The sequence below is a fragment of the Aromatoleum petrolei genome, assembly GCF_017894385.1.
Classification (GTDB): domain Bacteria; phylum Pseudomonadota; class Gammaproteobacteria; order Burkholderiales; family Rhodocyclaceae; genus Aromatoleum; species Aromatoleum petrolei.
In genome coordinates, this window is the sequence record NZ_CP059560.1 from 2,297,719 (window position 1) to 2,321,436 (window position 23,718).

A 23,718-nucleotide genomic window follows, 5' to 3' on the forward strand; every position below is an offset into this window, starting at 1 on the left:
TACGGCGGTTCAGCGATGGGCGTTGATGGCGTCGCGCGTCTCGAGCGCGACACGGCGCGCGGCCTCGGCGTAGTCCTCGCCCTGGCCGGCGTAGAGGATCGCGCGCGAGGAGTTGATCATCAGGCCGGTGCCGTCGCCGGTGCCGCCTGCCTGCATGGTCTCGGCGATGTCGCCCCCCTGGGCGCCGATGCCGGGAACGAGCAGCGGCATGTCGCCGACGATTTGCCGCACGCGCGCGATCTCGTTGGGGAAGGTGGCGCCGACCACAAGCCCGCAGTTGCCGCTCGCGTTCCAGTCGTTCGCGACCAGGCGCGCGACGCGCTCGAACAGGCGCTCGCCGCCACCGACGTCGAGGAACTGCAGGTCGCTGCCGCCGGGATTCGAGGTGCGGCACAGCAGGATCACGCCCTTGTCGGCGTATTCGAGGTAGGGCTCGACGGAATCCCGGCCCATGTAGGGATTCACGGTAATCGCGTCGGCACCGAAGCGTTCGAAGGCTTCGACGGCATATTGCGCGGCGGTGCTGCCTATATCGCCGCGCTTCGAGTCGAGAATCACCGGGGTATCGGGGTGGCACTCGTGAATGTAGGCGATCAGGTCTTCGAGTTGATCCTCGGCGCGCTGCGCGGCGAAGTAGGCGATCTGCGGCTTGAAGCTGCACACGAGGTCGGAGGTCGCGTCGACGATGCCCTTGCAGAATTCGAGGATGGCGTCCGGGCGTCCCTGCAGGTGGGCGGGGAAGCGCGCGGGATAGGGGTCGAGGCCGACGCAGAGGAGACTGTTGCGGTTCTGCCAGGCGGCCCGGAGGGCGGTCATGAAGTGCATGGAGGCGTCCTGATTGGTCCGGGGCGAATGATAAGCCGGATGACGCCAGCGCGTGCGCACAAAGCGGTCGCCCAAAAAAACGGGCCGCGCTATGGCGGCCCCCGGGCTCGGGATCGGCTCGGTCACATGTCGATCTTGAGCATCTTCATGGCTTTCGCGAGGGTATCGACCGACTCCTGATGCTTGCCGGCCTTATGCAGCGCCTCGCCATCGGCACGCAGTTTCTTCACTTCCGTCATCTGCTCGGCCGTAAGCATAGGATTCTTCGCCATCGCATCATCGATCTTCTTCATGTCCGCGGGGCAGTGAAACGCCAAGGCGCTGGAAGACAGCGCCATCGCGCACAGGCCTGCGAACAACAGGCTTCTCTTCATTGCGTTCTCCTTTGGGGACGTGCCGGAATTGACCCCGACACGTGTATTCGACCGTCAGCGATACGGTCCGTTCACCCTAGTTCAGCCGGCAGGAAACGCAATGTAATCAAGGACGAGGCCGGCGAAGATGGCTGCACCGACCCAGTTGTTGTGCAGGAAGGCCTTGAAGCAAGGTGCGCGTTCGCGCCCGCGGATCAGCGTGTAGTGGTAGCCGGCGATCCCGCAGGCCGCCAGCAGGCCGGCGAAGAAGAGTACGCCGCGCCCCGCGGCAAGACCGACGGCGGCGAACAGCGCGAAGGCGATCGCATAGCACAGCATCACGGCGGCGACATCGAAGCGGCCGAAGGTGATCGCGGAGGTCTTGATGCCGATCCGGAGGTCGTCGGGGCGGTCCACCATCGCGTATTCGGTGTCGTAGGCGACAGTCCAGAAGATGTTGCCGAGCAGCAGCCACCATGCGATTGCGGGCACCTCGCCCTGCACCGCGGCAAAGCCCATCGGGATGCCGAAGCCGAAGGCGATGCCGAGGTAGGCCTGGGGAATCGCGAAGAAGCGCTTCATGAACGGGTAGCTCGCGGCGAGGAACAGCGCCGGCAGCGACAGCCACAGCACGATGGGCGCGAGCGGCAGGATCAGGAGGAAGGAGACGATAGAGAGGGCCGTCGCAAGCAGCAGCGCCTCGCGGGTGCCGATCACGCGCGTCGCGAGCGGACGGTTCTTCGTGCGCTCGACGTGGCCGTCGAAATCGCGGTCGGCGTAGTCATTGACGACGCAGCCGGCCGAGCGCATCAGCACCGTGCCGAGGACGAAGATCGCGAGGATGTGCAGCGGCGGGAAACCGTCGGCGGCGAGCCACAGTGCCCACAGCGTCGGCCACAGCAGCAGCAGGATGCCGATGGGCTTGTCGAGGCGCATCAGCCGCAGGTAGATGGGCAGGCGGGCGGACAGGGGAAGCGGCGCAGACATCATTCGGGCAGGTCCAGGATCGTGGGCAGAAAGGCCTCGCTGACGAGCAGGGCGCGGCCGTGCAGGCGGAACAGCGAACGGCGCGCCCAGACGCGCGGCGGCATCGCCTTCGGCGCCAGTGCCGCGGCAGCGAGATGATAGCGCGCGTCGCGGAGGTCGAGGCAGGCGCAAGTGAGCGCACGGCGGCTGATCGCCGGGTCGGCAAAGAGCGCGGCGCCCAGCGGCCGGGCACCCATGCCGTGGAACAGGTTCCACGCGCCGCGCACGTTGGCGCGCGGCAATAGCGAACGCGCGAACACCACCGGCACGCCGTCGGCGACCAGCAGCACCTCGCGCAGCCACGCGAGTTCGCCGCGGCGCAGCCCCAGCAGCGTCGCCTCGTCGCGGTGCGGCAAGGCGAGGCGCTGACGCAGCACGTGCACGGACAAAGTGCTGCAGCGGGCGCGGATGCGCGCGGTGAGCGAGTCCGGATCGGTGAGCCAGGGGCGGAGCATGCGGGAAACGGTCGCGCGCGGCGGGCGCTTCAGCCAGGTTTCTTTGTGAGGACGGGTACGCATGAGGGAGAGGAAACGGAACGACGGGCATGATACCGGTTGGGCATCGCGCGCCCAACCCGGTGGCTCAGGCGCGCAGCAGGCCTTCGCGCCCCCCGAGCCAGCGCTCCATCAGCTGCGTCGCAACGTCCGGCGAGTCGCGCAGCAGGCGTTCGGCGAGGGCGCGCGCCGGCTCCAGGAGATCGGCGTCGCCCTCCAGGTCGGCATAGCGCAGCAGCGGCACGCCGCTCTGGCGCGCGCCGACGAACTCGCCGGGGCCGCGGATGCGCAGATCCTCGCGCGCGATGGCGAAGCCGTCGCTGTGTTCGTAGATGACTTTCAGGCGCGCGCGCCCGTTCTCCGACAGCGGATGGGCGTAGATCAGGATGCAGGCGGACTCCTTCGTGCCGCGCCCGACGCGCCCGCGCAACTGGTGCAGTTGCGCAAGACCGAAGCGCTCGGCGTGCTCGATCACCATCAGGCTCGCGTTGGGCACGTCGACGCCGACCTCGATCACCGTCGTGGCGACCAGCACGTGCAGCGCGCCGGCCGAGAACGCGGCCATCGTCACGGATTTTTCGTCGGATTTCATGCGGCCATGCACCAACCCCACCTTCAGCTCCGGCAGCGCGGCGCACAGGGCCTCGAAGGTCTCGACGGCGGTCTTGAGCTGCAGCGCCTCGGACTCCTCGATCAGCGGGCACACCCAGTAGGCCTGCGCGCCGCCGAGGCAGGCGTCGCGCACGCGCGCGATGACCTGGTCGCGGCGCGACTCGGCGACGAGCTTGGTGAGGATGGGGGTACGGCCCGGCGGCAGTTCGTCGAGCACGGTGACGTCGAGGTCGGCGTAAAAGCTCATCGCCAGCGTGCGAGGGATAGGCGTCGCCGACATCATCAGCATGTGCGGGTGCAGCGCGTCGGCGCCCTTCTCGCGCAGCGCGAGGCGCTGGCGCACGCCGAAGCGGTGCTGTTCGTCGACGATCGCGAGGCCCAAACGTGGCAGCGTCACCGGGTCCTCGATCAGCGCGTGCGTGCCGACGGCGAGCAGGACTTCGCCGCTCGCGAGCCGGGCGAGCTCGGCCTCGCGCTCCTTCTTGCGCCGGCTGCCCGACAGCCACGCGATGCCGACGCCGAGCGGTTCCAGCCACGCGGCAAGCTTCTTCCAGTGCTGTTCGGCGAGGATTTCGGTGGGCGCCATGAGCACGGCCTGGAAGCCGTTTTCGGCCGCCTGCAGCATCGCCAGCGCGGCGACGATGGTCTTGCCGCTGCCGACGTCACCCTGGAGCAGGCGCTGCATCGGGTGCGGGGTGGCGAGGTCGCGGCCGATCTGTGCGACCGCGCGCGCCTGCGCGCCGGTGAGGCTGAACGGCAGCTGCGCGAGCAGGGCGCCGGTGAGCTTGCCGCTGTCGCGCAGGACCGGCGCGCGGCGCGTGCGGCGGGCGTTGTAGGCGCGCCGCAGCGACAGCTGCTGGACGAGGAGCTCCTCAAACTTGATGCGCTGCCAAGCGGGATGCGCGCGGTCTTCGAGCGCGTACGGGTCGATGTCGGGCGGGGGCTGATGCAGGGTGCGCAGCGCGTCGGCAAAAGGCGGCAGTTGCAGGCCACCCGGCAGCGGCACGGGGAGCAGTTCAGTCGGCGGCGGGCGCTGCAGTTCGCGCCCGATGAGCTTGCGCAGCGCCGACTGCGCGAGCCCCGCGGTGGTCGGATAGACGGGCGTGAGCGCCTGCGGCAGCGCCTCGCCCTCCTCCACCGGATGCACGCGCGGATGGACCATCTCGTTGCCGAAGAAGCCGCCGCGCACCTCGCCGAACACGCGCACGCGCCGGCCGGGCGCGAGCTGCTTCTGCTGCGAGGGGTAGAAGTTGAGCCAGCGCGCGGTGAGCGTGCCGCTGGCGTCGCGGATCTGCGCGACGAGCTGGCGGCGCGGGCGCAGCGTGACTTCGCAGGACACCACTTCGCCTTCGACCTGCACCGGCGCGCCGGCACGCGCGGCGGCGATCGGCGTCAGGCGGGTTTCGTCCTCGTAGCGCAGCGGCAGGTGCAGGACGAGGTCCTGCGGCCGGCGGATGTCGAGCTTCGCCAGCCGTCCTGCGAGCTGCGGGCCGATGCCGGCCCAGATTTGCGGATCCTTAAGCAATCACCAGGATGGCGTCGGCCTCGACCACGCCGCCCTTGGGCAGCTCCTTGACGCCGACGGCGGCGCGCGCCGGGAAGGGCTCGGCGAAGTAGCGCGCCATCACCTCGTTCACCTTGGCGAAATTGGCCAGATCGGTGAGGTAGATCGTCACGCGCACGGCATCGGCAAGGGAGCCGCCGGCCGCTTCCGCCACCGCCTTGAGGTTCTCGAACACGCGCACGGTCTGCGCCTCGAAGCCCTCGACCATTTGCATCGTCGCGGGGTCGAGGCCGATCTGGCCGGAGCAGTAGACGGTATCGCCGACCTTGACGGCCTGCGAGTAGGTGCCGATGGCGGCGGGGGCGTTGGGGGTCGAGATGATGCTGCGGCTCATGCTTGAATTCCTTTGCTAATACGAACGATTCCGACAGGGGGCCGGATGAAACAACGCCCGGCGCATCCAGCACCGGGGCGCGGAAGGGTGCGCCGATCAGCTTTCGGCGCGCAGGGTCACGTCACAGCCGAGACGCGTGATGATCTTCTGGATTCCACGGCGCGCGGCGACGTTGATCACCAGCGGCGCCATGAAATTCGCACGCAGCCCGGCGGTCGCGGGGTTGCCCACGTCGCCTTCGTCCTTGCGCACGATGACGGCGACGAAGGCATCGGCAGGATTCGCGAGCTTGAGTTGCTCAGCTTCTTCGTCCGAGAGACCGAACTCGTAATTGACACCCAGCCGGTCCGATCCGGTGATCGAGAACACGGCCGCAGGATTGTCCAAGCTCTGCAGCAGGTATAGGGGCGAGGTGGATCCATCCTCATGCACGAGGGCGAATTGCTTGCAGTCCTCGAACCCGGGAAGCCCGGCCGGAAACTCGATCACCTTTTCATCGGGAATATCGACGGTACCGAACACCTGACTCTCGATCTTCATTGAGACCTCCTCTGATTTGACCCGCTTTTGGCGCCCTGACGTACGCGCACGACGATCCGTGCCGACGAAGCCTGCCCTGCACCGCCTGCGATGTTACTTGCGCGGACCCAAGATCATGCCATCCAGCTTGCGTTCGCGGCGAACTTTTTCCTGCGCCGCGAGCGCGGCCCCGCGGTCCGGATAGGGGCCGAGCACGACGCGCGCCTGCAGGTGCGCCGGATAGCCCTTTCGCTCAAGCTCCCGACGCATGCTCTCGGCGTTGGCGGTATCGAGAAACACGCCGAGCTGGATGAGATACCCCGGCCCCGGAGGCGGGCCGGCATGCAGACGCGGCGCATCGGCGCGAGGCGCGGCGTCGCGCCTTTCCGCCGCCGCGTCCGCCGGGGCAGCCTCCGCCGGCGCAGGTACGGCACTGCCCTCCCGGGCAGGCTCTACGGGGACGGAGGGTGCAACGGCGACGGCAGTCGCGTCCCATCCCGGCGGCGATGCCGCCGGGGCGAGCGTCGCGCCCTGCGGGGCTGCCGCTTGCGGCCCGGATTGAGCCGCCGCACTCGCAACATGCCCGGATTCGAGCGGCGCGCCCTCCTCCGCTGCGACGGGCGCCGGGGCCTCCACCGCCGCAGCCGGGGCAGCCGCCGCGGCGCTGTCCGCGGCGGGGGTGGACGACGTGGCGGGCGCAGGATCGGCGGGCGCGGCCTGCGGTACAGCCGTCTCGCGGTCCTCTACCAGCCGGAGGGATGCCGTCAGCGCCATGAGGACGAGGGTCGCGACCAGTGCCCGCTTCAGGCTGGCCTTGCGCAGGGACTGCGAAGCGGCGGCGTCTTGCGCCTCGAAGGCCCGGCTCATGGCACCGACCCGGACTCGCCGGACTGGCTGCGTGCCAGCGATTGCACGAGTTCGGCCTCCGCCACGGTAATGCCGCAACGCTCGGCAATCGCTTCGGCATCGAGTCCGCGACGGGCGAACACCAGCGCCTCGTTGTACTCGGGCGACGCGCCGCGCGTCCCGAGACCCGCATCGGCCTGCTCCTTGTGCGCACGAAGCTGCTCGCGAAGCTCATCGAGTTCGCGCCGCAGTTCGGCCAGTGCACCACCCTGCTGCTCGAGTTCGCGCCGCAACTGCCGAACCTCCAGTTCGTGCTGGAACGCATCCGGCGCGGGTCCGGCCTCGGACGCGGCTGGAAGCCGGCCGGCGACGCCGTACAGCGGCCCGGCCTCGTCGTCGCCGTCGCCTGCGGCCAGGACATCGACACCTGCCGGCGCCCCGGCGGGCAGTTCGACACTTGCGGGCGCCTCCCCGGCCGAACCCTCGGCGGACACACCGGGCGGCACGGACGCCGGCGCCTTGGGCACCCGCGAGGCGCGGTAGAGCTGGTAGCCGACATACACCGCGAGGAGCGCGGTGGCGGCGAGGATGAGTTCACGCAGTCCCATTCGACCTCACGCGGGGGGCAGGACAAGAAGGATCGTGCATCGGGAAGACTGGCCGGAATGGGCGCGACGACGGATAAGTCGGGGATAATACTGGCGCCCCATCCTCCCGACAATGCAGATGGCCTTGGATCCCGCGCTCGCCCTGTTCTGGTTGAAGAAGACCGTCTCGATCCTGGTGCAGCCGCCGGTGGCGCCGCTGCTGCTGACCGTTGCGGGACTGCTGCTCGTGCCGCGGCGGCGGCGCGCCGGCCTCATGCTGGCCTGGCTCGGCGTCGCAGCCACGTTGCTGTTATCCACCCCCGCGAGCGTCGGCTGGCTGCTGCGCGGACTCGAGACCGCACCGGTCGTCGATGCGGCCGCACTGCGGCAGGCGCAGGCGATCGTCGTGCTGGGCGCTGGCAAACGGCGCCATGCGCCGGAATACGGGGGCGAGACGGTGAACCGGCTGGCGCTCGAACGACTGCGCTACGCTGCACGGCTGGCGCGCCAGACCGGCTTGCCGGTGCTGGTGAGCGGCGGCGCACCGACCGGAACGATGGCCGAGGCGATCCTGATGAAGGTGGCGCTGGAAGAGGATTTCCGCGTTCCGGTGCGCTGGGTCGAGAAGGCCTCGCTCGATACGCAGCAGAATGCGCGGTTTTCGGCAGAGCCGCTGCGCGCCGCGGGGGTGAGCCGGATCCTGCTCGTGACCCACGCCGCCCACATGCCGCGCGCGCAGGCGGCATTCGAAGCCGCGGGGCTGCAGGTGATACCGGCGCCGACGGCGTGGCTGGGCGGTCCCGGGGCCGGCGACCAGGTACTCGAGGAGCTTCCCGGGCCGACCTCCGCCTATGCCGGCTGGTATGCCGTGCACGAGTGGCTGGGGCTGCTGGCCTACCGTCTGACGCGCTGAGCGGCCGCCGCCGGCGCACGCGGACGCCAACATGCCCATCCATCGCGACTTGTATCGGCGTTTGCGTTTCGGGTCGCGCTTGCCTATAGAAACTTAGGCGCCATAAAAAGCTGCGGCGGCAATTCGCTTGCGGCACTTCGCCGGACCAGCACTGCATATGCGCCTCGGGCATTGCCTCGTCATCGGGGCAGCGACCCGGAACCCAACAGGAGCGGACCATGAAAGTGCTCGTCACCGCCGGCGCTCTGCTCGCCATGGTGTTCGTTTCGGCCGATCGCGATACGGGCACCTCCTCCCTGGCCTCCCCGCTGGTTACCACTGCCACCGCCCAGCAGCCTGCGCCCCTGCCCCCCGTCGTGGCGCCGGACAAGCCGATGCCCGCGAGCACGTCGGTCGATCAGGATGCACCCTACTTCGAGGCCTGCGCGCGCGAGGGGCTGTCGGAATCGGCCTGCGTCGGGCGGCTGATCTGGTTCAAGGCGACCGCGGGCAACGAGCGCTTCCACACCTACGTGTTCCAGCAGCGCGTCGGCGTGCTGCCGGACTGGTACCGCGTGCTGCGCAGCGACCAGCGCGATGACCGCTTCCGCGCGTGGGGGCTGATCAATGACCCGTCGTGCTGCGTGCCGGGCGAGGCTAACTGCCCGGCGAAGAGCCGCGACGAGACTTACGGCTTCGACTGGTGCCCGGGCGACGACGTGCTGCTGAAGTACGTCGGCAAGGCGGGCTACGTCGATCCCGCCTGCGGGCTGAAGGACGCGGCGCTCGACGCGGCCGACCCGCACGCGAAGGACGGCCGCGACCAGCGCCATTCGGCCTGCGACCTGCGTTTCGGCACCTCGACCGGGGCGCTGGGCTTCCGCAAGTTCCCGAACCCGCGCTTCGACCCGGAGCAGTGGAAGACGGTGAATGGCAGCCTCGGCACCTGGGAGGGCTTCGGCCGGCGCATGATCGAGCAGACGAAAGTGCCGTCGGACGAGCGCTTCAGCCGCCTCGCGGACGCGTCGGTGGAACCGCCCTTCCTGATCGGCACGAGCTGCGGCTCCTGTCACATCGCCTTCGACCCGCTCAATCCGCCCGTCGATCCGGCGCATCCGCGCTGGGAGAACATCAAGGGCCTGGTCGGCAACCAGTACATCCGCAAGTCGGAGATCCTCGGCTCGGGCATGCCCCGCAGCAGCCTCGAATGGCAGATGTTCGCGCACGCACGGCCGGGCGTGACCGACACGTCGGCGATTCCGCATGACGGGGTGAACAACCCCGGCACGATCAACGCGCTGATCAACATCGCGCAGCGGCCGATCTTCCCCGGCGAATCGATCACGAAGTGGCGCAAGGTCACGACCTGCGGCGCGGAAAAAGACGAGGCGAAGTGCTGGTGCGAGCCCGGGCGCGACACGAAGTGCTGGGAGAAGAGCACGCGCAGCGACGATACGACGCTCGGCAAGCCCGGCGTGCATCACATCCTGAAGGGCGGGGAGGACTCGATCGGCGCGCTCGAGGCGATCCAGCGCGTGTATTTCAACATCGGCTCGTGCTCGGAGCAGTGCTGGCTCAACCACCTCACGGACCTGCGCCAGGTCGATCCGCAGGCGCACTACTTCGGCCAGACGCCGTTCAACATCGGCCAGTGCCGGCGCGACTGCCCGAACTTCCGCGCGATCGAGGACCGGCTGGCGGACATCCTGGCGTTCTTCCTGTCGCCCGAATCGAACGCGACCGACCTCGCCGTCGCGCGCAACGCGGTGCACAAGGCCGCCGATACGGCGGCGCCGGACTATACGCGCGACAGCCTCATCGCGGACCTCGAGCGGGAACACGGCACGGGCGCCATCGCGCGCGGCAAGGCCGTGTTCGCGACCAACTGCGCGCGCTGCCACTCGAGCATCCCGGAAAGCGTCGGCGGGCCGTTCGCGAACCGCGACTTCCATGCGCTCGCGGACAACGGCCTGCGCGCCGACTGGATGGGCAACGACGTCGCGAGCCCCGCGAGCGAGATCGGCACGAACCGCTGCCGCGCGCTGCATTCCAACCACATGGCCGGCCACGTATGGCAGGAGTACGGCTCGGAGACGCTGCGCTCGCGCGCCGCGGACATCAACGTCAAGGAGCCGAACGACGGCGGGCGCGGCTATTACCGCAACGTGTCGCTGCTGAACCTGTGGGCGCACGCGCCCTTCATGCACAACAACGCGATCGGGCCGGAGCTGTGCGGCAAGCCGGCGAACGCGGCGAACGATTTCTTCCGCGCACGCGAGCTCGACGCCGACGGCAAGCTCGCGGCCACCCAGAGCGAGTGCTTCCAGACCGACCCGAGCGTGGAAGGGCGTTACCGCCTGTACCTCGCGTCGATGCACGAGCTGCTGCATCCGGACGCGCGCAAGCCCAAGGCGACGCTGACCGACCAGGACGTGATCCTCGATCTCGGCCCGCGCGTGTGGGACGGCACGGGCGAGAAGCCGCTCGTCGGCAGCGGGCAGGTGCGCATCCCGGCGGGCATCCCGGCGAACTCGATGACCAGCCTGCGGCACAAGGACCTGGTGGTGGACCTCTTCCTCGCCAAGCGCGACCCGGCAAAGCTGGAGGCGCGCCTGGGCAAGGAAACGACCGGGCAGATGCAGAAGCTCGCCGACGACATCCTCGCCCAACCGGGCGAGTTCGCCGGCCTGCTGCGCGGCCAGCGCGAGCTGCTGCGCCAGCACTACAGCAACTGCACCGACGAGATCGAGAACGGCGGCCATCGCTTCGGCGAGGACCTGTCGGACGCGGACAAGAAGGCGCTGATCGCCTTCCTCGCGACCCTGTGAGCGCAAGGAGACCGCGATGAAATCGAACCTCCCCCGCGCCGCGACCGTCCTGCTCGCCACGCTCCTGCTCGCCGCCTGCGGCAAGACCGAACCGCCGGCCATCCCCTTCGCTCCGTACGGCACGGATTACGCGCGCAAGCCCGACTTCGCCCAGCTCGAACACCAGTACCCGCTGTCGGTCGCGGACCTCGAGAAGATCACGCCGGAGAACCTCGCGCTGCTGAACCAGGAGCAGCTCGACCAGATCTATGCGCGCCTCGGCGCCGGGCCGATCCCGGACGGCCCCTTCGACGGCAGCATCATCCTGCCCGAGGGCGAGAGCGGCAAGCTGCGCGCGGGCGAGATCGTCGGCGGGCTCGCCGGCTTCGCGCTGCACCTGAAGGGCATCGCCGTCGACAAGATCGGCGAGACGCTGTGGAAGGGCAAGGTGTTCTACCGCAACGAGCGCGTGCTCAGGAACCGCATCGAGGACCTGGAGATCTTCCGCAAGGCCGGGCTCGTCGAGGGCGAGCCGAAGAAAATCGTCGTCGGACGCAAGGACGCGTGGCTGCTGTTCCCCGCCAAGCTCTACTGCGGCCAGAGCCTCGTCGATTCGCGGCGCGAGTCGGTGATCATCGACTACGCCTTCACCGACGAGCTGCCCGGTTATCAGGAAAAGCCGGACTTCCTCGCCGGACGGCGCGGCCTCAAGGTGCGCGACGAGATCCGCATGGTGCGGCCCGGCCTCTACCTCGGCCGCGCCTACATGGACCGCGTGTTCGTGCTGAACTTCGTGCTCTACAACAAGGAGATCGCCGAACGCGACGGACCGGCCTTCCAGAAGACCGGCAGCGTGCAGGAGGACTGCTGGGGCGGCACGCAGAAGCGGGTCGTCGTCGCCGCGAAGTAGGCCGGCCGCGGGCGGCGAGGGGACTCCAGCGATGCGCGCCGCGAACCGGGCCAGCGCGGTGATGCTCGCGGCGGCGCTCGCGGTCGCGTGGTGGAACTACGGCCGCGAGACCCCGCCCCGGGCAGCCGCGACCGCCCCCCCGGCCCGCGCCGAATCTGGCGCGACGCCCTCCCCGCCGGCGCGGCCGCTGCTCGCGCCGGACGCCTACGGTGAGGACCTGCCGCCGGCGGGCGCGTCGCTCTTCGACCAGCGCGTCGCGGCGCTCGGCGGCGCGGCGGCCCTGCCCTATCCGTTCGAACGGCTGCTGCAAGGTCTGGAAGGCGAGGGGCATTGTGCAGACCTGCCGGACGGGCGCTGCCTCGTGCGCGTGCTGATCCCGATCGGCCGCTCGCTGCAGCGCCTAGCCGCGGCGCCGGAATTCTTCCGCCACCCGCGCGTCGTCGCCGCGATGGCCGGCGAACCGGCCGCCCACGGCCCGGGCCCGCTGCAGCGCGACCGCCTGTACCTCGGCCACGTCGGCAACAGCGACATCATCGAGGTCATCAGCTACAACGAGGCGGCCGCCCGCTTCGAGTTCCAGCTCGTGCTCGACTACCGCAGCGGCGCCCGGCCGCGCGTCGTGTACGCGTCGCGCCCGCTGTGCCTCGCGTGCCACCAGAACCACGCGCCGATCTTCTCGCGCCCGCTGTGGCAGGAGACCAACGCCAACCCGGCGGTCGCTGCGCGGCTCGCGACGTGGCAGGCGAGCGTCGAGGGCGTGCCGGTGCGGCGCGGCATCGACCTCCCCGGCGCGATCGACACCGCGGCCCAGCGCGCCAACCGCTTCGCGCTCTGGCAGGCCCTGTGGCAGACGGGCTGCGGCGACGGCGAACGCGGCGCCCGCTGCCGCGCGGCGCTGTTCGAGGCCGCGCTGCGCTACCGCGCGACGGGGCGCCACGAACTCGCCGCACTGCAGGGGGCGATCCTGCCCGCCTTCGCCGCCGCATGGCAGACGCACTGGCCTAGCGGGCTCGCGCTACCGGATGCCAACATCCCCAACCGCGATCCGCTGCCGGAAGGGCTGTCGCGAACCGATGGCGTGATGCTCGCGAACATTCCCGCGCCCTTCGAGCCGCTCGCCCCGCGCCCGCCGCTCGAAGTGTGGCCCGCGCCCGACGCCCAGCGCCTCAACGAGACCGTCGCGGGGCTGGCCGAAATGGTGGGCGGGCGCGATCTCGCGCTGCTCGGTGCCGCCTTTCCCGGACAGGGCGCCCAGCCAGTGGACTTCGACCGCGTCCGCGACACCATCGCCGCGCTTGCCGCCACGCCGGGCGGACCGTTCGCCGCCGGACCGTTCCGGCGCGAGCAGCTGGTGACGGCCCTCCTCGCGCCGTCCGGCCGCCGCGACGAGGCACCGGCGTCCATCGCCACGGCGGCACCGGTCCGCGACGTCCCGCGATTCCCACCCGCCGCGTCAGCCGGCCTGTTCCAGCGCTACTGCAGCCCCTGTCACCAGACCCCGTCGAGCACCCCGCCCAACTTCCTGCACGGCGACGAGGCGACCGTGCGTGCCCGCCTCACGCACTGCGCCGCGCGCATCCGCTATCGCCTCGCGATGTGGCAGAAGCCGCCCGAAGCACGCGCGAAGACGCCGATGCCGCCGCTGCTAGCGCTGCGCCCGCTCGGCGCCAATCCGGCGACCTGGGCCGCAAGCGCGGAGCTCGCCACGCTCGCGACCTACGCGGCCGAACTCGCGGGCGGCGCGCCGCTGCCGCAGCCGGACAACTACGAGGCCCTGCCTCCCTGCCTGCCCGCCTCGGGCTAAGGAGCGCGACGATGCCGATCCTGCGCCGATCCTCCTCCAAGCCCCCCGCGCCCGAGCCGCCCGCCCGGCGCTGGTGCTGCAGCGCCTTGCTCGTCCTCGCCGCGCTGTTGCTGATCCCGGCGACGATCGCGGTCGGCCTGTACGTGCGCTTTTCCGCCGACGAGCCGGTGAGCTACCCGGACATCGAACGCCACTTCAAGTACGGCTCGACCGGCGGCGAACGCGCCTCGGGCTTTCCGTACTGGATCTGGCAGGTGCTGCCGAAGGTATGCGCGAAGTACCTGCCCGGCGAAGGCTACGCCTCGCTCGGCATGATCTTCGAGGACGGCCGCACGCTGCCGGTGGGCGTGTCGATGCGCCGCAACCTCGGCCTCGACCGCGTCTTCCTCAACTGCGCCGCGTGCCACGCCGGTACCGTGCGCGACACGCCCACCTCCGCGCCGCGCGTATACCTGGGCATGCCGGCCCACCAGTTGAACCTGATGGGCTTCGAGAACTTCTTCTTCAACTGCGCCGCCGACGCGCGCTTCAGCGCCGACACCATCATCCCCGAGATCGACGCGCGCGCCGGCAAGCTCGGCCCCTTCGACCGCTACGTCGTCTATCCGGTCGCCATCGCCCTGATGCGCGAGCGCCTGCTGATGCTGCGCGAACGCTTCGCGTGGTCGCTGTCGCAACCGCCCTGGGGGCCGGGGCGGGTCGACACCTTCAACCCGTCAAAGGCGCTGTTCAACTTCCCGCCCGAGCGCCTCGCGCCCGAGGAGCGCCTCGGCACGACCGACTTCCCGTCGATCTGGGAACAGCGGAAGCGCAAGACGCGCGACGACGGCCAGCCGATGCAGCTGCACTGGGACGGCAACAACACCAAGGCCGAGGAGCGCAACAAGAACGCCGCCTTCGGCACCGGCACGACGCCGCCGACGATAGACCTGGTCGCGATCGGCCGCCTCGAGGAATGGCTGCTCGACGCCGCGCCGCCGAAGTACCCCTACCCGATCGACGCCGCGCTCGCCGACCGCGGCGCCCCGCTCTACGCCGAATACTGCGCCGGCTGCCACGGCGCGAGCGGGAAGGACTTCCGCGGCGCGCGCGTCGGCCACGTCACGCCGCTCGCCGACATCGGCACCGACCGCCACCGCCTCGACTCCTTCACGCCCGAGCTCGCGCAGAACCTCGGCTCCGTCTATGCCGGCTACCCGTGGCGCTTCACCGGCTTCCGCAAGACCTTCGGCTACGCCAACATGCCGCTCGACGGCCTGTGGCTGCGCGGGCCGTATCTCCACAACGGCTCGGTGCCGACGGTGCGCGACCTGCTCGAGCCGGTCGCGAACCGCCCGAAGGCGTTCTGCCGCGGCTACGACGTCATCGACCGCGACAGGCTCGGCTTCGTCGGCGACGCGTGCGAGGAAGGCGGCCGCCACTACTTCCGCTACGACACGACCATCGCCGGCAACGGCAACGCCGGCCACGAGGGCGAGCCCTACGGCACGCAGCTGCCGGCCGACGACAAGGCCGCGCTGGTCGAATACCTCAAGACCTTCTGATGCCGGAGGCCGCGCGATGCACGCCACGAACGAGAGCAACATGAACGGCCCGGCCGACGACCCCATCGCCGGCCCGCGCAAGCACCGCTGGCTGTGGATCGCGCTCACGGTCCTGCTCGCCGCCGGCGCCGCGCTCGCCTATGTCGGCTGGTACCGCTTCCTGCGCGAGGAGCCCCAGCCCGCGTGGGTCACCGCGAGCCCCGAGATGCGCTGGAAATACGGCTCGATCGGCGCCGAGAACGACGCCGGCATCCCGTACTGGATTTTCTATGTCCTGCCGCGCATCTTCCCCGACAAGCTCCCCGGCGTGGGCGGCTACGCGTCGCTGGGCGTCGCGTGGGAGCAGGGCATGGAGCTGCCGATCGGTTTCACCAAGAAGACCATCGGCTTCCCGCGCGTCGCCAACACCTGCGCTGCGTGCCACACCGCGAGCTACCGCAGCCGCGAGGACGAGAACCCCACCTACGTAGTCGCCGGCCCGGGCCACACGCTCAACCTCCAGGCCTTCTTCCGCTACCTCATCGACTGCGCGAAGGACCCACGCTTCACCCCCGACGTGCTGATGCGCGAGATCGAGCTCGTCACCGGACTCGACTGGCTCGACCGCCTCGCGTACCGCTTCCTGATCATCCCCATCACCAAGAAGCGCCTGCTCGAACGCGAGACGCAGTTCGCGTGGATCTACCGCAAGGACTTCCCCAACTGGGGCCGCGGGCGCGACGACGCGATGAACCTCACCAAGTACTTCATGATCAAGGCGCCGATGGACGACAGCTTCGGCCCGACCGACATGCCGGCGCTGTGGAACCTCGACAAGTACAAGCCGGAGAAGGGGCATTTCATGAACCTCGCCGGCGACAGCCACGACGCGCGCTCGGTGATCATCGACTCCGCGCTGGGCGTGCTCGGCGCCGCGCCCAAGGACCGCCAGGCCTTCCTCGGCCACGTCGACTGGATGCACGCCTTCCTCGGCAAGCTGCCGGCGCCGAAGTACCCCTTCGCGCTCGACGCCGACCGCGCAGCCGCCGGCAAGGCGGTGTTCGAACAGCACTGCGCCGCCTGCCACGCGTCCGACCGCACCGGCACGCGCCTGCCGCTCAGCGAGGTCGGCACCGACCGCGGGCGGGTCGACAGCTGGAACAAGGAGGCCGCGATCGAGGCCAACCGCGTCGTGCGCGCGATGGGCATAGCCCGCAAGGGGCTCGTCGAGGAGACGCTGGACGGATACGTGATCCCCTTCCTCGACGGCATCTGGCTGCGCGCGCCCTACCTGCACAACGGCTCGGTGCCGACGCTGCGCGACCTGCTGGAACCGCCCGCTCGCCGCCCCGTCGAATTCCTGCGCGGCTACGACGTCTACGATCAGGCCCGGGGCGGCTTCCTCACCACCGGGCCACAGGCCGAGCGTGTCGGCACGCTGCACGACACCCGCCAGCGCGGCAACGGCAACGGCGGCCACCTGTACGGCACGGAACTGCCCGACCCCGACAAGGCGGCATTGGTCGAATACCTGAAGACCCTTTGATCGCGGCGACGCCCCATGCCTTCTCCCCCACCCGGCACCGACGGAACGATGCCCCCCGCATCCGAGACTCCCATGACAAGCGACCGCACATCCGCCGCACAACCCGACCCCACCGTCGAAACGATAGTCGTGCCCCGCGCCAGCGACCTCGGCGGCGGTTTCAAAGTCCTGCGCGTGCTGCCCTCGGCGCAGCGGCGCATGGTCGGCCCCTTCGTCTTCCTCGACCAGATGGGCCCCGTCCGGCTCGAGGCCGGCACCGGCCTCGACGTGCGCCCGCACCCGCACATCGGGCTGGCGACCGTGACCTACCTGTTCGACGGCGAGATCCTGCACCGCGACAGCCTCGGCAGCGTGCAGCCAATCCGCCCCGGCGAGCTTAACTGGATGACCGCCGGCCGCGGCATCGTCCATTCCGAGCGCACCCCGCCCGAACTGCGGCCGGCCGGGCCGAAGCTCTCCGGCCTGCAGGCCTGGGTCGGGCTGCCGGCGCGCGATGAGGAAATGGCGCCCGCGTTCGCGCACCACGGCGCCGAGGAATTGCCGGTCATCGCCGAACCCGGCATGCGTATCCGCGTGATCGCCGGCGAGATCTTCGGCGTACGTTCGCCGGCCGAGACGCGCTCGCCGCTCTTCTACGCCGACGTCACGCTCGTCGCGCAGCAGCGCCTGCACATCCCGGCCTACTACGATGAGCGCGCGGCCTATGTCGTCGAGGGCGCCGTGCGCATCGACGGCCAGGCCTATCCGCCCGGGCAGCTGCTGGTCTTCGCCCGCGGCGCCGACGTCATGCTCGCCGCGCTCGGGCCGACGCGCCTGATGCTGCTCGGCGGCGAGCCGCTCGACGGCCCGCGCTTTGTGTGGTGGAACTTCGTCGCCAGCACGCGCGAGCGCATCGAAGAGGCGAAGGAGGACTGGCGCGCCGACCGCTTCGCACCGGTGCCCGGCGAAACCGAACGCATCCCGCTACCGTAACGGGCGTTCCCGGAGTCCGGAGGAATGGGGCGGGCCGGGCCGGCCCGAGATGCCGGCAGTGTCGGCTCGTCAGGCGCCGCGGAAGCCCGGCTTGCGTTTTTCGAGGAAGGCGCTGATGCCCTCGACAAAGTCCTCGGTCGCACTGCAGCGCGCGAAGGCCTCGGCTTCGCTCTGCAGCTGGGTCTCGATCTTTGCGTCCGCCGACGCGGCCAGCAGGCGCTTGATTTCGCCGTAGGCGTGGCGGGCGCCGTTCTGCAGGCGGCCGACCAGCGCCGCGGTCTCGGCGTCCACGTCCGCTGCAGGCACGACTCGGTTCACCAGGCCGAGGCGCAGCGCCTCCGCCGCGTCGAAACGGTCGCCCAGCAGCAGCAGTTCCGCGGCCTTGCGCCGTCCGACGATGCGCGGCAGGAACCACGACATGCCGCCGTCGGCGGACAGGCCGATGGAGGAATAGGCGGTGGTGAACTTCGCACTGTCGGCGCACAGGGCGAGGTCGCAGCCGAGCATCAGCGAAAGGCCGAAGCCGGCGCAGGCGCCGCGGACCTTGGCGACGACCGGCTGCGGCAGGGACTGCAGGATTTCGACGGCCGGATTGATGTGTTTCTCGATGATCGCGCGGAAGGTCACCATGCGGGCCTGCGGGCCGAGATGGAACTGCGTCGCGAAATCCTTGAGGTCGCCGCCGGCCATGAAATGTTCGCCCGCACCGGTGACCACGACGACATCGATGTCCTTCAGGTCGCGCAGCGCACGCATGGCATGCAGAAAGTCTTCCATCATCTCGATGGACAAGGCATTGAGCTGCGCCGGGCGGTTCAGCGTGAGGGTCGCGACGCGGTTTTCGACGTCGAGCAATACGGTGTTGGCCATGAATTCCGATCCCCTGATTATGTCTGCCGCGTCACGGGCAGGGCGTCGCGGCGTTCGATCTTGGTCTTGTAGTATGCCGCGATCCTGCGTGGGTTGTAATCCGGCCGGAGCGGGGTTTCCCGAAGGCTGCGGCCCTCCGAGGTCGCTTCAAACGCGCTCGAACACGCCCGCGGCCCCCATGCCGGTGCCGATGCACATCGAGATCATGCCGTAGCGCAGGTTCGCATCGCGCTGCATCGCGCTCATCAGCGTCGCCGTGCGGATCGCGCCGGTCGCGCCGAGAGGATGACCCAGCGCGATCGCGCCGCCGAGCGGATTGACCCGCGCCGGGTCGAGGCCGAGCTGACCGATGACCGCCAGCGCCTGCGCCGCGAAGGCCTCGTTGAGCTCGATCCAGTCCAACTCGCCCTGCGCGACCCCGCCCGCCTTCAAGGCGCGCGGAATCGCCTCTACCGGACCGATCCCCATGACCTGCGGCGGCACGCCGGCAACCGCATAGCTCACGAAGCGTGCGATCGGCGTCGCGCCGTAGCGCTTCAACGCCGCCTCGCTCATCAGCAGCACGGCCCCCGCACCATCCGACATCTGCGAGCTGTTGCCCGCCGTCACCGAGCCGCGTGCCGCGAACACCGGCTTCAGCTTGCCCAGCGTCTCCAGCGACGCATCCGCGCGCGGCCCCTCGTCCGTATCGACCACGCGTTCGACGACGCGCACCGCGCCGCCCTCGCCGGGCAGGTGCGCTCGCACCGTGTAGGGGCTGATCTCCTTGCGGAAGAGCCCCGCCGCGATCGCCGCGCAGGCGCGCTGGTTCGAGTGCAGCGCGAAGACGTCCTGGTCCTCGCGGCTCACCTTCCACTGCTGCGCGACCTTCTCGGCCGTGAGGCCCATGCCGAAGGCGATGCCGAGGTTCTCCTGCTTCGCGAAGATCGCCGGATTGAGGCTCACCTTGTTGCCCATGATCTGCGGCATCGCGCTCATCGACTCGGTGCCGGCGGCGATCATCACGTCCGCCTCGCCCAGCCGGATGCGTGCGGCGGCGTCCGCGACCGCCTGCAGCCCGGACGAGCAGAAGCGGTTGATCGTGATCCCCGGCACGGTGTCCGGCAGGCCCGCCAGCAGCAGGCCGATGCGCGCGACGTTCATGCCCTGCTCGGCTTCCGGCATCGCGCAGCCGACGATCACGTCGCCAATCTCCCGCGCGTCGAGCGCCGGCACCTTCGCGACCACCGCCGCCAGTACATGCGCCAGCATGTCGTCCGGGCGCACGCTGCGGAACAGGCCGTTCCTCTTGGCGACCGGCGTGCGAGTCGCGGCGACGATATAGGCTTCCTGAATCTGTCTGCTCATGTTCTCGTCCCCATCAGTTCCTGAGCGGTTTGCCCGTTTCGAGCGTGTGCGCGATGCGCTGCTGTGTCTTTTCCTGCCGCAGCAGATCGACGAAGAGCGCGCGCTCGACGTCGAGGATCCAGTGCTCGGATACGCGCGAATTCGTCTCGACCTCGCCGCCGCACAGCGCCGTGGCCGCCGCCTTCGCGACCTTGTAGTCGTAGCTCGAGATGAAGCCGCCTTCGGCCATGTTCACCAGCATCAGCTCGCAGGTGGCGATGCCGTTCCTGCCCGCGACCGTCACCGCACGCTGCACGAGCGGCGGCCGGTAGCCGGCGTCGGCGAGCGCCCGCGCGCGGCGGATGCCGACGTAGAGCAGTTCCTGCGGATGGAACACGACGTCGTCGGTGGGCTTGGCGAAGCCGAGCTGCACGGCCTCCAGCGCGCTCTTCGCGACGGTGGCCATCGCGATCGTCTGGAAGCTGTTCTGGATGAAGGGGAAGACGTCGCCCCCCGCGGCCTTCTGCGCCGCGTAATGCGCCTGCAGCGCGAACTCCTTGCTGCCGCCGCCGGCCGGGATCAGGCCGACGCCCGCCTCGACGAGACCGACGTAGCTCTCCAGCGCCAGCACGCGGTGCGCCGAATGCATCGCGAACTCGCAGCCGCCGCCCAGCGCCAAGCCCTGGATCGCGGTGACGACCGGTACCTGGGCGTGCTTGAGCGTCATTGACGCACGCTGGAATTTCGCGACCGTGCGCTCCAGCATGTCGAAGTGCCCGGCCTTGCACGCCTCGACGACCTGGTACAGGTTCGCGCCGACCGCGAACGGCGCCGGATGCCACAGCACGACGCCGTCGAGGTCGGTCTCGGCACGCGCGACCGCCTCCAGCAGGCCATCGAGCACCTCGTCGCCGATCGCGTGCTGCTTCGACTTGAAGGACAGGATGCCGATCTTCGTGTCCTGGTCGGGACGCGTCCACAACCGGACCCCCTCGTTCTCCCACAGCGTCTCGCCACGCTCCGACGGCGCTTCGCCCAGCACCTGCTCGGGGTAGAGCTGGCGCTTGTAGACGGGCAGCGCCGGACGCGGCTTGAGCGTGGCCGTCGCTGCCGAATACGAACCGCCCGCCTCATGCACGCCCTTGCGCTCGAACACCCAGGCCGGCAGCGGCACCTTCGCCATCGCGCGGCCATGGTCGATGTCGAGCTGGATCGCCTTGGCGATCTCGCTCCAGTCGGCCCCCTGCCAGGTCTCGAACGGGCCCTGCGCCCAGCCGAAGCCCCAGCGCATCGCGAGATCGATGTCGCGCGCGTTGTCGGCGATGTCGCCCAGATGCACGGCGCAATAGTGGAACACGTCGCGGAAGATGGACCACAGGAACTGCGCCTCGAGCAGCTCGCTCGCGGCCAGCAGCGAGAAGCGCTCGACCGGGTCCCTGGTCTTCAGCATGGTATCGACCGCCGGGATCACGTCGCCCGCGCTCGGGCGGTAGTCGCCGGTTTTCAGGTCCAGCACCTGGATCTGCTTGCCTTCCTTGCGGTAGATGCCCGCGCGCGTCTTCTGCCCGAGTGCGCCCTTGGCGATGAGCGCCTGCAGCCAGTCGGGCACTTGGAAGTGGGCATGCCACGGATCATCGGGCAGCGTCGCCTGCATCGTGCCGACGACGTGGGCGAGCGTGTCGAGGCCGACGACGTCCGCGGTGCGGTAAGTCGCGCTCTTGGGGCGCCCGATCAGCGGACCGGTGAGGCCGTCGACCTCGTCGAAGCCCAGCCCGAGGCGCGCCGTGTGGTGCATCACCGCGAGGATGGAGAACACGCCGACGCGGTTGGCGACGAAGTTGGGCGTGTCCTTCGCGCGCACGATGGATTTGCCGAGCCGCGTCGTGAGCCAGCTTTCGAGCTGGTCGAGCATCGCGCCTTCCGTGTCGCGCGTCGCGATCAGTTCGACCAGCGACATGTAGCGCGGCGGGTTGAAGAAATGGATGCCGCAGAAGCGCCCGCGCAGCGCGGCGGGCATGCCTTCGGCGAGGCGGTTGATCGACAGCCCCGAGGTGTTCGACGCGAACACCGCATCGGCACGGATGAAGGGCGCGACCTTGGCGTACAGGTCCAGCTTCCACTCCATTTTCTCGGCGATCGCCTCGATGATCAGGTCACATTCGCGCAGCTTGTCGAGGTCGCTGCCGTAGTTCGCCGCGTCGATGAAGCCCGCCCGATCCTTCGCCGCCAGCGGCGCGGGATCGAGCTTCTTCAGGCCCGCAATGGCCTTGTCGACGATCGCGTTCGGCTTGCCGTCCTTCGCCGGCAGGTCGAACAGCAGCACCGGCACGTCGGCGTTCGCGCAGTGGGCGGCGATCTGCGCCCCCATCACGCCCGCACCGAGCACGGCGACCTTGCGGATGATGAAATTGCTCATGCCAACTCTCCGGTCAATGCACATGACATACCATCGGCGCGGCCGCGGCCGACGGCGAACGCTGCTTTCTTCTTTTTAGCGGATGGATGCGGCGAATGCCGCGAAAAGGACGGCGGCCGGATGCGGCCGCCACCCCCGGATCACGATGTCAGAACGCCATCGAATACTGCGCGCCGAGGATCCACACGCTGGAGGTGTACTCGCCGGTCACGCGGCCACGGCCGTCGGCGAGCTGGTTGTTGTCGATCTTCGTCTTCGGCACGTAGAGGTAGGCCGCGCCGAGATCCAGCGTGTTGGTCTTGCTCACCTTCCACTGTCCCCCGAAGGTGAACCAGGTGCGGTCGTTGTCAGGCAGCGACACGAGGCGGCGCTCCTTGTCCTTCACCGGCGTCTGGTCGTAGGCGATACCGAACTTCAGCTTCCACGCGTCGTCGAGCCGGTAGTTCGCGCCCAGCGCGACGCGCCAGGTGTCCTTGAAGTCGGCCTTCAGCGTCTGTGCCGTGCTTCCCGCGAGCACGCCCGAATCGCGGACGATGGGCACGTCCTTGACGCTGCTCCAGCCGGTCCAGGACAGGTCGCCCAGCATCTCCCAGCGATCGTCGAGCTTCTGCGTGACGCTGAGTATCAGGGTGTCGGGCACTTCGACATCGACCTTTGCCTTCACGCTGCGCAACCGGGGGTCGATACCGCCGAACTGCGCGGCCGGCCCTTCGACCTTCAGGTCGCCATCGAGCTTGTGGTCGATCTTCGAGCGGTATGACACCCCGACTTTCGTCGTCGGCGACAGCGTGAACAAGGCACCGACGTTCCAGCCCCATGCGTCGTTGTCGACTTCCAGCTTCGCGGTCGAGGACGCGAGGGGCACCGGGCCGAGGTTGGCCACAGCAAGGATGCGCTCGTACTCGGCTTCCATGCGCTGCCAGTTCACACCGGCGCCGAGCGAGACCTTGTCGTTAACTCTCCACGCAATCGATGGATTGATGTTGACCGTCTTGATCTCGAACTTCAGCGCCTGTGCGCCGCCAACCCACGAATCGCCATAGTCGGTCACGAGGCCGAAAGGACCGCTGATGCCCAGGCCCAGATACACGTCCTTGTTCAAAGCCCACGACAGATAGGCATTCGGAATCGCGGCCCAGTCGCCCGCATCGTCGCCATTGCCTGACAACGCGCCCCCCACCGAGCCCTTGTCCTTGAACTTGAAGCTCGGCCGCACCGCCGAGATCCCCACCGACACCTCACGCGCCTGCAGTTGGGTCATGCCCGCGGGGTTGAAGAAGATGGTGCTCGCGTTCTCGGCCACCGCGGCCGAGCCCGCGTAGGCGTTGCCGATACCGCTGGCGTTCTGCTCCAGCAACTGGAAACCGGCGGCCGAAGCCGCGCCGGATCCGAGTGCGAGCAGGGCGACAGGCAGCAGTCGGGCAATCGTCGTTTGCTTCATGGGTCTTATCTCCTCGTGATTTGTCTGTGCAACTTCGGCGCTGCATTCCGG

Annotated in this window: 20 protein-coding genes; 7 read left to right on the forward strand and 13 right to left on the reverse strand. The window is 69.4% G+C overall.

Features of this window, described 5'->3' with window-relative positions:
- Positions 1-9 precede the first annotated feature (9 nt).
- The 9 genes from pyrF to ToN1_RS10545 form a co-directional block, all read right to left on the reverse strand.
- Positions 10-825 carry an orotidine-5'-phosphate decarboxylase gene (gene pyrF, locus ToN1_RS10505; protein WP_169207378.1) on the reverse strand — a complete coding sequence of 272 codons (816 nt, stop codon included), beginning with the start codon at positions 823-825 and terminating at the stop codon, positions 10-12.
- A 122-nt stretch (positions 826-947) separates the two neighbouring features.
- Positions 948-1,199: a hypothetical protein gene (locus ToN1_RS10510; protein WP_169207379.1), complete on the reverse strand. Its 252-nt coding sequence runs from the start codon at positions 1,197-1,199 to the stop codon at positions 948-950.
- A gap of 81 nt (positions 1,200-1,280) precedes the next feature.
- Entirely contained in the window at positions 1,281-2,168 is an 888-nt protein-coding gene (gene ubiA, locus ToN1_RS10515; RefSeq protein WP_425305832.1) for a 4-hydroxybenzoate octaprenyltransferase, read from the reverse strand.
- Complete coding sequence (locus tag ToN1_RS10520) at positions 2,165-2,722, reverse strand: chorismate--pyruvate lyase family protein (RefSeq protein WP_169207380.1); 558 nt, start codon at positions 2,720-2,722, stop codon at positions 2,165-2,167. The genes ubiA and ToN1_RS10520 overlap by 4 nt, the downstream gene beginning before the upstream one ends.
- A gap of 64 nt (positions 2,723-2,786) precedes the next feature.
- A complete protein-coding gene (gene recG, locus ToN1_RS10525) occupies positions 2,787-4,835 on the reverse strand; it encodes an ATP-dependent DNA helicase RecG (protein WP_169207381.1) in 2,049 nt (682 codons plus the stop codon).
- Entirely contained in the window at positions 4,828-5,208 is a 381-nt protein-coding gene (locus tag ToN1_RS10530) for a RidA family protein (protein ID WP_169207382.1), read from the reverse strand. Before ToN1_RS10530 ends, recG begins: the two co-directional genes overlap by 8 nt.
- Before the next feature lie 96 nt (positions 5,209-5,304).
- On the reverse strand, positions 5,305-5,748 hold the full coding sequence (gene fliW / locus ToN1_RS10535) for a flagellar assembly protein FliW (protein WP_169207383.1): 444 nt from the start codon (positions 5,746-5,748) through the stop codon (positions 5,305-5,307).
- A 93-nt stretch (positions 5,749-5,841) separates the two neighbouring features.
- A complete protein-coding gene (locus ToN1_RS10540; protein ID WP_169207384.1) occupies positions 5,842-6,594 on the reverse strand; it encodes an SPOR domain-containing protein in 753 nt (250 codons plus the stop codon).
- The gene (locus ToN1_RS10545; RefSeq protein WP_169207385.1) at positions 6,591-7,181 is read right to left on the reverse strand and encodes a DUF2802 domain-containing protein; all 591 of its coding nucleotides are present in this window, start codon (positions 7,179-7,181) and stop codon (positions 6,591-6,593) included. Before ToN1_RS10545 ends, ToN1_RS10540 begins: the two co-directional genes overlap by 4 nt.
- Positions 7,182-7,299: 118 nt before the next feature.
- Between ToN1_RS10545 and ToN1_RS10550 the strand changes: the two genes are divergently transcribed.
- The 7 genes from ToN1_RS10550 (at position 7,300) to ToN1_RS10580 (ending at position 17,614) form a co-directional block, all read left to right on the forward strand.
- On the forward strand, positions 7,300-8,073 hold the full coding sequence (locus ToN1_RS10550) for a YdcF family protein (protein ID WP_169207386.1): 774 nt from the start codon (positions 7,300-7,302) through the stop codon (positions 8,071-8,073).
- Between the two features lie 218 nt (positions 8,074-8,291).
- Positions 8,292-10,880 carry a c-type cytochrome gene (locus ToN1_RS10555; protein ID WP_169207387.1) on the forward strand — a complete coding sequence of 863 codons (2,589 nt, stop codon included), beginning with the start codon at positions 8,292-8,294 and terminating at the stop codon, positions 10,878-10,880.
- 16 nt (positions 10,881-10,896) lie between these two features.
- On the forward strand, positions 10,897-11,769 hold the full coding sequence (locus ToN1_RS10560) for a hypothetical protein (RefSeq protein WP_169207388.1): 873 nt from the start codon (positions 10,897-10,899) through the stop codon (positions 11,767-11,769).
- A gap of 31 nt (positions 11,770-11,800) precedes the next feature.
- A complete protein-coding gene (locus ToN1_RS10565; protein ID WP_210148088.1) occupies positions 11,801-13,573 on the forward strand; it encodes a hypothetical protein in 1,773 nt (590 codons plus the stop codon).
- 11 nt (positions 13,574-13,584) lie between these two features.
- On the forward strand, positions 13,585-15,117 hold the full coding sequence (locus tag ToN1_RS10570) for a c-type cytochrome (protein ID WP_169208630.1): 1,533 nt from the start codon (positions 13,585-13,587) through the stop codon (positions 15,115-15,117).
- Positions 15,118-15,133: 16 nt separating this feature from the next.
- Positions 15,134-16,642 carry a c-type cytochrome gene (locus tag ToN1_RS10575; RefSeq protein ID WP_244861022.1) on the forward strand — a complete coding sequence of 503 codons (1,509 nt, stop codon included), beginning with the start codon at positions 15,134-15,136 and terminating at the stop codon, positions 16,640-16,642.
- Between the two features lie 72 nt (positions 16,643-16,714).
- The gene (locus tag ToN1_RS10580; RefSeq protein ID WP_169208629.1) at positions 16,715-17,614 is read left to right on the forward strand and encodes a pirin family protein; all 900 of its coding nucleotides are present in this window, start codon (positions 16,715-16,717) and stop codon (positions 17,612-17,614) included.
- Between the two features lie 69 nt (positions 17,615-17,683).
- Here ToN1_RS10580 and ToN1_RS10585 read toward each other — a convergent pair whose 3' ends face one another.
- The 4 genes from ToN1_RS10585 to ToN1_RS10600 form a co-directional block, all read right to left on the reverse strand.
- Positions 17,684-18,484, reverse strand: a complete 801-nt coding sequence (locus ToN1_RS10585; RefSeq protein WP_169208628.1) for an enoyl-CoA hydratase/isomerase family protein — start codon at positions 18,482-18,484, stop codon at positions 17,684-17,686.
- A gap of 147 nt (positions 18,485-18,631) precedes the next feature.
- Positions 18,632-19,831, reverse strand: a complete 1,200-nt coding sequence (locus tag ToN1_RS10590; protein ID WP_169208627.1) for an acetyl-CoA C-acyltransferase — start codon at positions 19,829-19,831, stop codon at positions 18,632-18,634.
- 13 nt (positions 19,832-19,844) lie between these two features.
- Complete coding sequence (locus ToN1_RS10595) at positions 19,845-22,226, reverse strand: 3-hydroxyacyl-CoA dehydrogenase/enoyl-CoA hydratase family protein (protein WP_169208626.1); 2,382 nt, start codon at positions 22,224-22,226, stop codon at positions 19,845-19,847.
- A 148-nt stretch (positions 22,227-22,374) separates the two neighbouring features.
- Positions 22,375-23,667, reverse strand: coding sequence for an OmpP1/FadL family transporter (locus ToN1_RS10600; protein WP_169208625.1), 1,293 nt, complete (start codon positions 23,665-23,667; stop codon positions 22,375-22,377).
- Positions 23,668-23,718: the final 51 nt, after the last annotated feature.